Annotated in this window: 9 protein-coding genes; 5 read left to right on the top strand and 4 right to left on the bottom strand. The window is 65.2% G+C overall.

Features of this window, described 5'->3' with window-relative positions:
• Positions 1-3 precede the first annotated feature (3 nt).
• Both E1H16_RS01300 and E1H16_RS01295 read left to right on the top strand, forming a co-directional pair.
• On the top strand, positions 4-1,020 hold the full coding sequence (locus E1H16_RS01300) for a polyprenyl synthetase family protein (RefSeq protein WP_134321885.1): 1,017 nt from the start codon (positions 4-6) through the stop codon (positions 1,018-1,020).
• 223 nt (positions 1,021-1,243) lie between these two features.
• On the top strand, positions 1,244-1,750 hold the full coding sequence (locus E1H16_RS01295) for a GNAT family N-acetyltransferase (RefSeq protein ID WP_134321884.1): 507 nt from the start codon (positions 1,244-1,246) through the stop codon (positions 1,748-1,750).
• 128 nt (positions 1,751-1,878) lie between these two features.
• Here the strand turns inward: E1H16_RS01295 and E1H16_RS01290 are convergent, their stop codons facing one another.
• Positions 1,879-2,943 carry a 2-oxoacid:ferredoxin oxidoreductase subunit beta gene (locus tag E1H16_RS01290; RefSeq protein ID WP_134321883.1) on the bottom strand — a complete coding sequence of 355 codons (1,065 nt, stop codon included), beginning with the start codon at positions 2,941-2,943 and terminating at the stop codon, positions 1,879-1,881.
• Positions 2,943-4,799, bottom strand: a complete 1,857-nt coding sequence (locus E1H16_RS01285) for a 2-oxoacid:acceptor oxidoreductase subunit alpha (protein ID WP_134321882.1) — start codon at positions 4,797-4,799, stop codon at positions 2,943-2,945. Before E1H16_RS01285 ends, E1H16_RS01290 begins: the two co-directional genes overlap by 1 nt.
• A gap of 310 nt (positions 4,800-5,109) precedes the next feature.
• On the opposite strand from E1H16_RS01285, the gene E1H16_RS01280 reads away from it, so the two are divergent.
• The 3 genes from E1H16_RS01280 to E1H16_RS01270 are packed head-to-tail and all read left to right on the top strand — an operon-like array spanning position 5,110 to position 9,126.
• Positions 5,110-6,450 (top strand): ammonium transporter, encoded by a 1,341-nt coding sequence (locus E1H16_RS01280; protein ID WP_134321881.1) that lies wholly within the window; start codon positions 5,110-5,112, stop codon positions 6,448-6,450.
• Between the two features lie 14 nt (positions 6,451-6,464).
• A complete protein-coding gene (locus tag E1H16_RS01275; RefSeq protein WP_134321880.1) occupies positions 6,465-6,803 on the top strand; it encodes a P-II family nitrogen regulator in 339 nt (112 codons plus the stop codon).
• Positions 6,784-9,126, top strand: a complete 2,343-nt coding sequence (locus tag E1H16_RS01270) for a [protein-PII] uridylyltransferase (protein WP_166741575.1) — start codon at positions 6,784-6,786, stop codon at positions 9,124-9,126. Before E1H16_RS01275 ends, E1H16_RS01270 begins: the two co-directional genes overlap by 20 nt.
• Before the next feature lie 68 nt (positions 9,127-9,194).
• On the opposite strand, the gene E1H16_RS01265 is transcribed toward E1H16_RS01270, so the two are convergent.
• Together E1H16_RS01265 and E1H16_RS01260 are read right to left on the bottom strand one after the other, a co-directional pair.
• Entirely contained in the window at positions 9,195-10,463 is a 1,269-nt protein-coding gene (locus E1H16_RS01265) for a M24 family metallopeptidase (protein ID WP_134321878.1), read from the bottom strand.
• A gap of 18 nt (positions 10,464-10,481) precedes the next feature.
• A complete protein-coding gene (locus E1H16_RS01260) occupies positions 10,482-11,531 on the bottom strand; it encodes a threonine aldolase family protein (RefSeq protein WP_208378791.1) in 1,050 nt (349 codons plus the stop codon).
• Positions 11,532-11,544: the final 13 nt, after the last annotated feature.

Below are 11,544 nucleotides of genomic sequence, written 5' to 3'. Positions count from 1 at the left end.
CAGATGCCCTCTGCCGTGGGTGGTTCGAGCCGCATCGTCGCCGGAGTTGAGTTCGGCGACGAGCGGATCGCCCAGTCGTTGCGTTCGGGGCTGGAACGCGTCGAGACGATGTTGATGCAGGCCTGCTCTAGCGACGATTTGACGCTGGACCAGGCGGCCAAGCACCTCGCCCAGGCAGGCGGTAAGCGGTTCCGGCCGCTGTTGGTGCTGCTCGCGTCGCAACTGGGTAGGCCGGGCAGCGTAGACGTCGATAAGGCCGCGGTAGTGGTCGAACTGACCCACCTGGCCACGCTCTATCACGACGACGTGATGGACGAGGCCGAGATCCGCCGCGGCGCGATGAGCGCGAACGCGCGCTGGGACAACAGCATCGCCATCCTCGCCGGCGATTACCTGTTCGCCGCCGCTTCGATCCTGGTCGCTGAACTCGGACCGGAGGCAGTCCGGATCCAAGCGGAAACCTTCCAGCGGTTGGTGACCGGGCAGATCCAGGAGACGGTGGCCGCTCCCGAAGGCGTCGATCCGATCGACCGCTACCTTCAGGTGCTCGCCGGCAAGACCGGCTCGTTGATCGCGACGTCCGGTCGGTTCGGTGCGATGTTCGCCGGAGCGTCACCGGACATTGTCACGGCGATGACCGAGTTCGGTGAGGCCATCGGTATGGCGTTCCAACTCTCGGATGACCTGATCGACATCACTTCCGAGGAGGAGGATCTCGGGAAGGCGACCGGCACGGACCTGCGCGAGGGTGTGCATACGTTGCCGATGTTGTTTACCTTGGCTGATCCGTCAAGCGATGAACGGTTGCGGGCCCTGCTGCAGTCCGGACCGCTTACCGAGGACGCACCGCACCGCGAAGCGCTTGAGCTACTGCGTAACTCACATGGAATGTCGCAGGCGCGTGAAGTGCTGGGGCAGTACGTCGAACGGGCCCGCGCGCAACTCGCTTTGTTGCCCGAAGGCGTCCCGCGTGAATCGCTGGAGGCGCTCGTCGACTTCATGCAGACCCGCTCCAATTAGGACCCAAGCCGGTCCCATAACTCGCCAGCCCCATCGCCCCACTCGGTCGCCGAGTGGGTGCGAGGGGAGCCCGGAACGAGCGGAGACGCCGCTGGACGTGAGTATCCCGGCCACCGCTCAACTGGGGTGGCGCCGCTGGACGCGAGTGTCGGCGGCCCGCGCATCAACTGCAGGCGTACTAAATCCGTCGACGTACGCCGACACTGTGTGAAACGGTAACCGGATGAGTTGGACTACGCGGCCCGAGCGGCCCGACGATATCCGGGCGATCCACCGCATCAACGCCGCAGCATTCGAGCGCGAGGACGAGGCTGACCTCGTGGACGCGCTCCGCGCAGACCCCGGCGCATGGATCGGCGAACTGTCGATCGTGACGGTCGGTCAGCACGACGACGTCGTGGGGTACGCGCTATTGACCCGCTGCACAGTGGGCGGTGAACCGGCACTCGCGCTCGCTCCGTGCGCGGTCGCGCCGACACTGCAACGCACCGGTGCCGGGTCCGCCGCGATCCGCTCTGGCTTGTCGGCTGCCGCAGACCTCGGCGAGAACCTGGTCGTCGTACTCGGGCACGCCGAGTACTACCCGCGGTTCGGGTTCACCCCGGCGTCCGGCTTCGGCGTGAGCGCGCCTTTCGACGTACCAGATGATGCATTCCTCGCGTTGGCGCTCGATCCCGACCGCGCCACTCCTCGTGGGCCGATTGTGTACGCCGACGCCTTCGGAATTTGACGCCGTCGGCATCTGAGGCTTTCGGCACCTGACGGCGACGTGCGCCAGCGACACGTCACGCTACTTAACCGTCGGCGTGCTCCGTCGGCCGCGCGTCGCCAGGCGCCGGCGTCGCAGCCGGGTGGGCGTTAGGCGATGGTCCAGGTGTTGTTGCCGTGCAGCAACGCGTTGAGGTCGTTCGGTCCGGCCTCGATCTGCGCTTTCAGCTGCTGCTGCGCGGCCGAGTCGTACGTCGGACGCTTGATCTGCCGGAAGATACCCATCGGGGTATGCGTGAGGTCGGTACCGGACAGTCGCGACAGCGCGTAGGCGTACGACGGGTCCTTGATCGTGGTGTCGTGGACGACGATCTCGGACGCATCCACCGAGTCCGCGTCGACAACCTCGAGAGAGAATCCCCGCTGCACGACGGCGCGCGGGCGCTCGGTACCGAAGACGAGTGGCTGGCCGTGCTCGAGCGGCACGATCGCTTCGTCGCGGGTATCGGGGTTCTTCAGGATCTCGAATGCGCCATCATTGAAGATGTTGCAGTTCTGGTAGATCTCCACCAGAGCAGATCCATTGTGATGCGCGGCGGCGGTGAGTACGGAGGTCAGGTGTTTGCGATCGGAATCGATCGTCCGCGCGACGAAAGACGCCTCGGCGCCGAGTGCGAGTGAGACCGGGTTGAACGGCGTGTCCAATGAACCGACCGGGGTGGACTTGGTGACTTTGCCGGGCTCGGAGGTAGGGGAGTACTGGCCCTTGGTGAGTCCATAGATCCGGTTGTTGAACAGCAAGATCTTGATGTTCACGTTGCGTCGAAGCGCGTGGATGAGGTGATTGCCGCCGATCGACAGTGCGTCACCGTCGCCGGTGATGACCCATACTGATAGGTCCTCGCGGGCAGTAGCCAAACCGGTCGCGATCGCAGGTGCTCGGCCGTGGATGGAGTGCATTCCGTAGGTGTCGACGTAGTACGGGAATCGCGACGAGCAACCGATACCGGAGATCATCACGACGTTCTCTCGTTTGACCCCGAGTTCGGGCAAGAAACCTTGGAAGGCGGCGAGGATCGCGTAGTCACCGCATCCGGGACACCAGCGGACCTCAGAGGACGAGGTGAACTCCTTGCGGGTCTGCTTATCGTCTGTGAGCGGGACTCCGTCCATGCCGCCGACCTTTGGCATGCCTAGTAGCACTTCGTTGCTCATCAGCCCTCCACCTCAATCAGGATCTCGCCGAATGCGTCGGCCAGTTCGGCGGCGCCGAACGGAAGCCCTCGCACCATGTTGTAGCCCTCGGCGTCCACCAAGTACTTCGCGCGGACCAGCGTCCGCAATTGCCCGAGGTTCATCTCGGGGATGATCACCCGCTGGTACTCGGCCAGGATCTTGCCCAGGTCCTCCGGCAGGGGGTTGACGTGCCGCAGATGTACCTGAGCGATCTTGCCCCCGGACGCGCGGACACGGCGTACGCCGGCGGTGATCGGGCCGTACGTCGAGCCCCAGCCCAACACCAGTACCTTCGCCGATCCCGAGGGGTCGTCGATCTCGGTGGCGTTGTACGTCGACGCGACCGCGTCGACCTTGGCCTGGCGCAGCCGCACCATCAAGTCATGATTGTCCGGATCGTAGGAGATCTCGCCGCTTTCGTTGGCTTTCTCGATACCGCCGACGCGGTGCTCGAGGCCCTTGGTGCCGGGGATGGCCCATGCGCGAGCCAGCGTTCCTTCATCACGCTTGTACGGCAAGAACGATCCATCCGGGCCGTTGGGCTCGGTGGCGAGGTTCAGGTCGATCTTGGGGATGTCTTCTACGGTCGGCACCCGCCACGGCTCCGAGCCGTTAGCGAGGTATCCGTCCGATAGCAGGATCACTGGCGTGCGGTAGGTCAGCGCGATCCGCGCCGCCTCGATCGCGGTGGTGAAGCAGTCGCCGGGCGACTGCGCAGCGATCACCGGCACCGGTGATTCGCCGTTGCGTCCGTACACCGCCTGCAGCAGATCAGCCTGTTCGGTCTTCGTCGGCAGTCCGGTGGACGGGCCGCCGCGCTGCACATCGACGATCAGTAGCGGCAACTCCAGCGAAACCGCTAGCCCGATCGTCTCGGCCTTCAGCGCCACACCGGGGCCAGAAGTCGTCGTTACGCCGAGGTGGCCACCGAAAGCGGCGCCGAGCGCGGACGCGACACCAGCGATCTCATCCTCGGCCTGGAAGGTGAGCACGTTGAATGACTTCAGCGCCGATAGCTCGTGCAGGATGTCCGAGGCCGGGGTGATCGGGTACGAGCCGAGGAAGATCGGCAGGCCCGCGCGGTCCGCGGCGGTGACCAGGCCGTACGCGAGCGCCTTGTTCCCGGTGATGGTGCGGTAGGTCCCGGCGGGCAGCTTCGCGGGGGCGACTTCGTACGAGACCGAGAACGACTCGGTGGTCTCGCCGTACGCCCAGCCGGCGTTGAACGCGGCGATGTTCGCCTCAGCGATCACCGGGTTCTTCGCGAACTTCTTATGTAGGAATTCCGCGGTGCCCTCGGTCGGCCGGTTGTACATCCAGCACAGCAGCCCGAGCGCGAACATGTTCTTCGACCGCTGGGCGTCCTTCTTGCCGATCTCGAACTCGGCCAGCGCGTCAACGGTCAGCGACGTCAGCGGTACCGGGTGCACGCGGACCCGCTCGAGCGAGTCGTCCTCCAGCGGGTTCGAACCGTAGCCGACCTTGGACAGATTACGTTTGGTGAACTCGTCGGTGTTGACGATGACGTCTTTACCGTCCGGGACGTCGTTGATGTTGGCCTTGAGTGCGGCCGGGTTCATCGCGACCAGTACGTCCGGCGCATCGCCGGGCGTAACGATGTCGTAGTCAGCGAAATGAAGCTGGAAACTGGACACGCCAGCGAGGGTTCCGGCAGGAGCGCGGATCTCGGCGGGGAAGTTGGGCAGCGTGGACAGGTCGTTGCCGAACGCGGCCGTCTCGGTAGTGAATCGGTCCCCGGTCAACTGCATACCGTCACCTGAATCGCCAGCGATACGGATCACGACGCGCTGCAGCTGTTTGGTTTCCTTCGCCATCGACAAGCGACCCCATTCCTATATCGAGAACACCCGATGTACGGGCAAGCCAGACCGACCGTGCGAGAGGCGTATTACCCATTGTGACACTCGGCCCCAGGTGTTGGTACTGCGACCGATTGTGATAGCTGGCGAGTGTACGGGCGAGTAGGCCGTGAGCGCCTTGTAACACGATGTTCATCCAAGCCGCCGGTTGGTTACGGAGCGGAAACTGCAGCGCACCGGGTCAGGAAACAACCCTCGCACAAACTTTACGAATCCCCGGATGCGATCGCGCGTCCACACATTCAGCACGAAGGAGAGGCCGCAGATGCTGACCTCGGTACTCGCTGCGCCGGCTGAGGAGGCTGGATTCGACACAGGGTCGATTGCCTGGGTCCTCATCAGCGCAGCACTCGTATTCCTCATGACCCCCGCATTGGCGTTCTTCTACGGCGGGATGGTGCGCGCCAAACACGTCCTGGCGATGCTCATGCAGAACTTTGCCGCGATCATGATCGGTGCCGTCGTGTGGGTCGTCATCGGGTTCTCGCTCGCGTTCGGCGACGGGAATGCCTTCATTGGCAACCTGGACTTCTTCGGCATGACCGATCCGTCGCAGGCTATTCCTGGGCTTGAGGACCTTGCTGTACCTCCGTTGGTCTTCGCCGCATTCCAAATGACGTTCGCGATCATCACGCTCGCGCTAGTGACCGGAGCCACCGCGGACCGCTGGAGGTTCGGTGCGTTCGTGCTGTTCGGTGTGTTGTGGCTGACCGTGATCTACGCGCCGCTGGCGCACTGGGTGTGGTCGCCGTCGGGCTGGATCGCCGAACTGGGTGCGCTGGACTTCGCCGGTGGAACTGTCGTCCACATCAACGCGGGCGTCGCCGGCCTGGCGATGGCGATCGTGCTGGGACGACGCCGCGGCTACGGCAAGGACGCGATGCGCGGTCACAGCATGCCGCTGGTGCTGCTCGGTGCGGGCCTGCTGTGGTTCGGGTGGTTCGGGTTCAACGCCGGCTCGGCGCTTGGCGTGAATGATGGCAACACGCAACTGGCAGCGATCGCGTTCATCAACACCGCCGTCGCCCCGGCCGCCGCGATGGCTGGCTGGCTCGGCTACGAGAAACTGCGGCACGGTTCCTCAACCACACTCGGTGCTGCCTCCGGCGCCGTCGCGGGCTTGGTCGCGATCACGCCCTGTGCCGGCTTCGTCAGTCCGCTCGCGGCGATCGCGATCGGCCTCATCGCCGGCGTACTGTGCGCTGCGAGCCTGGGACTGAAGGAGAAGGTCAAGGTCGACGATGCGCTCGACGTTGTGGCCGTGCACCTGATCGGTGGACTCTGGGGATCGCTGGCCGTCGGCCTGTTCGCGACCTCCTCGATCAACTCGGTCGTGACCGACGACGGACTGCTCGTCGGCGGTGGTGCGGTACTGCTCGGCAAGCAACTGCTCGCCGTTGTCGCGGCGATGGCGTTCTCATTCATCGGTACATTCATTCTCGGTAAGTTGATCGGATTCCTCCTACCGCACCGTGTCGACACCGAAACCGAAATCACTGGCCTGGACCAGGCCATGCACAGTGAGACGGCGTACGAGTTCGGCGATTCGAGCCGGGGCGCCTCGGGACGGGACCTGCTGCCCTCCGCACCATCCGAGAAGGAATGAGAAGGTAAAGAGTTATGAAGCTCGTAACCGCAGTCATCAAACCGTTCATGCTCGGCGACGTGAAGGAAGCCCTGGAGTCGCTCGGCGTCTCGGGGATGACGATCAGCGAGGTTTCCGGGTATGGCAGGCAAAAGGGCCACACCGAGATCTACCGGGGTTCTGAGTACGAGGTCGATCTCGTGCCGAAGATCAAGATAGAGGTGCTCGCCGACGAGCGGTCGGCGTCGGAAATCGTGGACGAGATCGTCCGCGCCGCGGGCACCGGGAAAATCGGCGACGGCAAGGTGTGGGTCTCCAGCCTGGACACTGTCGTCCGAGTGCGGACCGGCGAACGTGGCGCCGACGCCCTCTGAGGGGCTCACCAAGGTGGGTCCCTCGATCCGCGAGGCTCGCGACCGACTGTTGGCTAATAGCCACCTGGTCGGTCGTGAGTTGCGGCGACGGCTCACCGAGTTGTACGACGGATGGCTCACCGAGCTCGTGCCGCCGGATCGCCCGGTCGCACTGGTAGCGGTCGGTGGCCTCGGGCGGGAGGAACCCGCACCGCACAGTGATCTGGACCTGGTCCTGTTGCATGACTTGGGGCGTTCGCAGGTTGCCGAGGTCGCCGATGCGATCTGGTACCCGGTCTGGGACAGCGGCCTGGGACTCGATCACTCCGTGCGTACCGTCCGCGAAACCGCGACATTGGCGGCTTCGGACATCAAGGTCTCGCTGGGCATGCTGGACCTGCGGTTCATCGCAGGGTCGGCGGATATCGCGGCCGAGGCGCGCGGCCGGGTGGCTGAGGCGTGGCGGGTGAACGCGGCGACCCGTGCAGCGGAACTGCAACTCATGATTCGCGAACGCGCGGACCTGTTCGGCCAGGTCGCCTACCTGCTGCAACCGGATCTCAAGCAGTCGTACGGCGGTCTGCGGGACGCGACGATCTTGCGTGCGCTGGCGCGAGCGCAACTTATCGACGTACGACGCGGGCTCGACGATGCGGTCAACTTGTTGCTGGACGTGCGCGGTGAAGTGCACCGGCACGCCGGTAAGCGTAACGACCTGTTGCTCGCGCAGGACCGCCCCGCGATCGCCGACGCACTGGGGATCGACTCCGCAACGCAACTGTTGCGGGAGGTGAATTCCGCGGGCCGGGCGATCGCGTACGCGCTGGACACCGCGTTTCGGCGGGCGGCTCGTCGTCGGGCCGAGGAGCCGGCGAGCCTGCGTGAGCGGTTGCGCCGGCCGAGTCGAGTGGGCTCGCTGCGCCGCGGCCTGGCCAAGGACGTCGTCGCGCAGAACGGCGAGGTAGTGCTCGCCCGCAGCGCGTCACCGGCGTCCGATGTGGGCCTGCTGCTGCGCGTCGCGCGAGCGGCGGCGAACGCTGACTTGCCGATCTCGACGTTTACCTTGGACAGGCTTCGGATCGAAGGACCAGCAGACCTCGGCGTGTGGAGTGAGGAAATGCGCCGCGACCTCGATGCGTTGCTCGCGGCCGGTGCGCCGATGCTGGCCGTGTGGGACTCACTCGATCAGCACGGGCTGCTGGAGCGATTGCTGCCGGAATGGCGCCACGTGCGCTCCCTCCCGCAACACAACGCGGTGCACGTGTTCACCGTCGACCGGCACCTGCTGCAGACCGTGCTGGAGACCGATGTGGTCGATGTGCAGTCCAGTCGGCCCGACCTGGTCCGAATCAGTGCGCTACTGCATGACCTGGGCAAGGGACAGCCGGGCGATCACAGCGTTGTCGGAGCCCGAATCGCGGGCGCCGTGATGGCGCGGATGGGATTTAGCGAGCGCGACCGCGAAGTGGTCCAGCGGGTTGTGCTGCATCACCTGTTGCTGTCGACCACGGCGCAGCGGCGGGACCTGTCCGATCCACGCACCGTGGAACAGGTCATTGATTCGCTTGGTCCGTCGCCGCTGGTCGTCGACCTGTTGCATGCGCTTACGCTCGCCGATGGGCGTGCCACCGGTCCGGGTGCTCACTCCCCGTGGAAGACCGCGCTACAAGTCGAACTCGTGACCCGGGTCAAGGCGACGATGGCGGGGGAGATCGTCGAGGATCTCGATGTGATCGACGATCTGGCCGGTCACGTGCTCGGTGCTGCACCGGACGAGCCGTTCGCGATGGTGATCGGTCGCGCCCCCGGGGCGTATCAACAGTTGTTGGTCGCGATCCGTGACGAGCGGGTGCGAGTGTCCTCGGTGGCGGGGGTGCTCGCGTTGCGTTCGGTGACCATCCAGCGTGCGCGCCTCACCGATGTCGACGGCACATTGTTATTGGACTTGATCGTCGAACCCCAGTTCGGCTCAATGCCCGCCGCGGTCGAACTCACCGAACAGTTGCGCCGAGCCACCGACGGCGCCCTGGACCTCACCGAACGGTTGGCGCAGAAGGCAGCGGCGTACGACAAGCCGAGGAGCCGACCAATGACAGTGCGGTGGGCCGAGGGGGCGGCGACCGATGCGTCCGTCGTCGAGGTACTGGCCAGCGACCGTACGGCTCTGTTGTTTCAGCTGCTACAGGCGATCGAGGACGCCGGCGTGCGGGTGCGCGCAGCAGTGATCGAGTCCTACGGTCCAACCGTGGTCGATGCGTTCTATTTGCAGGGGGACGGCGCTCGGCCGCTGAATGCCGACGAGCGCCTATGCGTCCAGCGACGCCTCGCGGGCCTCGACTCCTGAGTTGCGCGACGGTCAGCCGCCGCGGGCGCAATCGGTGGCGAGTGTTTGTGGACGATGGATACCTGGTCTCAGCGGACGATGAGGTCGCGCGGTGCGCGGGTGAGAAACTCGCAGCCGTCCTCGGTGACGGTGACCGTGTCGGAGAAAAACGCGTCGCCACGACCGGTGCGCAGCAACCACGACATCAGGTGAAAGACCATGCCGGGACGAATCACGAGATCTGACCCGCGACGTAGCCCGCGCGGTACGCCGGAACCTGACCAACTGGGCGGGAACCCGATCCCCACCATGTAGCCGCAGTGATGCCGGCCGTAATGGTGCAGTCCGGCGCGGTCGACGACGGCCTGCCATGCGTCGTACACCGCGCCGGCGGTCGTCCCGGGCCGCAGCGCGTCGGCCGCGGCGTACAGCGCGTCCAGCGCGACCTGGTAGATCCGCGCCGACTCCCGGCTCACCCCGCCGATGTACGTCAGGCGGCCGATCGGGGCGTGGTAGCGGTATCGACACCCGGCCATCTCCATGAACAGCAGGTCCCTACGTCGCAGACCGACCTGATCCCAGGTGCCGTGCTCGTGCGAGATCGCGCGACCTGAACGCACTAGTGGCACGAACGCGGGGTAGGTGCCGCCGCGCTGGAACATGACCTGGTAGATCGAGGCCATCACGTCCTGCTCGCGGATCCCCGGCCCAGCCATCGCGGTACCGGCCATGATCATCGCATCGGAAATGGCAGCAGCCTGGCGGGTACATGCCAGTTCGGCCGGTGACTGGATGCTGCGGCAGTCGGCGACCAGTCCATCGGCGTCCGCCCAGGAAATGTGCGGCATGCGGCGCACGAAGCCATCTGCGATCCGGTACGGCAGGTAGGTGCTGGAGCGCTCGAACGCGACGCGACCCGTTGTCAATCCCACTTGGCGCAGCGCATCGCACGTCGCGTCGACGGGTGCATCGAAGTCTGGCGCCGAGGGAACCGTCTCGGTCACCGAGATGCCGATGCTCATCGGTGACGGGTCGATCGCCGCCGCCGCCGAGGAAGATTCCAGCGGCTGTTCTGGTTGGGGGAGCGGCGCGACCCCGTCACTGTAAGGGAAGTGTCGTACGCCGCTGACCGTGTCTCGCACGATCGCCTGTTCCATGGCGCGAGTAATCAGTCCGGGTTCGCTCTCCAGCGGCACGATGAGCGAGGTGTAGGCGAAATAGCCCTGGTGGTTGAGACCCGTGAGATAGTAAATATTCTCCGGATTGGTGATGATGATTCCGTCGAGGCCATGTTCGGACATTGCTTGCCGGACGCGCAGAAGTCGGTCGGCGTACTCGTCGGCGTTGAACGGCTTCATCGTTTGGCCTCCTAGGTGTCAGGTTCGCGCCGCCGCGGTTAGGTCGGCGATAAAGCGATCGACGTCCTGTGGTGTCGTCGCGTATGAGGTCATCAGTCGAATCACGCCACTCTGGCGATCCCAGATATGGATGGAAACTTCAGCGCTGATCCGGTCGAGTACGGCGTCCGGAAGGTGCGCATACACGGAGTTGGTGACCTGGCCGACCGCGAGGCGTACGCCGCGGACCGCGCGTACTCCGTCGGCGAGCCGACTCGCCATCGCGTTGGCGTGCCGCGCGTTGCGCAGCCACAGCTCACCGGTCAGCATCGCTACAACCTGCGCGGCGACGAACCGCATTTTCGATGTCAACTGCATCGCTTGCTTCTGATGAAAGCCGAGTGCCGAGGTTCGCGCGGCATCGCTGGCGAGAATCACCGACTCGGCGTTCATCGCGCCGTTCTTACTACATCCGAACGAGATCAGGTCTGCTCCGCTCGCCGCGTCGGCCAGCGAGCACCCCAACGCGGCCGCTGCGTTGGCCAAGCGAGCGCCGTCCACGTGCAACAGCACATCGTTTGCGTGACACCACCGCGCTAGGGCGTCGAGCTGATCGGGAGAGTAGACGGTGCCCCATTCGGTGCACTGGCTGATCGAGACGACTCGGGGCTGCACTCGATGCACCATCTGGTGATCAGCGAGCACACCGTCGAGGTCGTCGACGCCGATCTTTCCGTCCGTGGCCGGAACGGTGAGCAGGGTGCAGCCGCAGAAGTGCTCCGGCGCACCACATTCATCGCGATGCAGATGCGCCGACTGCGCACAGATGACGGCGTTGAACGAGTCTGTGACGGCCCGCAGTCCTAATACGTTCGCCGCTGTTCCGGTGGTTGTCAGCGCGACCTGCGCGCGATTACCAAACTCCGCCTGCAGTAGCTCGATCGCCTGTGAAGTCACGCTGTCCGCGCCGTAGGCGGCCGCGTAGCCGTCGTTGGCCGTGGCCAGGGCGGTCATCACGCGCGGGTGTACGCCCGCCGCGTTGTCGCTCAATAGCGCGATTCCGCTGTTGTCCATCACCCCTGGGATCATTCCCGGCGGGCCG

Origin of the sequence: Cumulibacter soli, assembly GCF_004382795.1 — a bacterium.
Lineage (GTDB): Bacteria > Actinomycetota > Actinomycetes > Mycobacteriales > Antricoccaceae > Cumulibacter > Cumulibacter soli.
The sequence above is the reverse complement of the archived record's forward strand: the minus strand, read 5'-3'. Positions and strand labels throughout refer to the sequence as shown.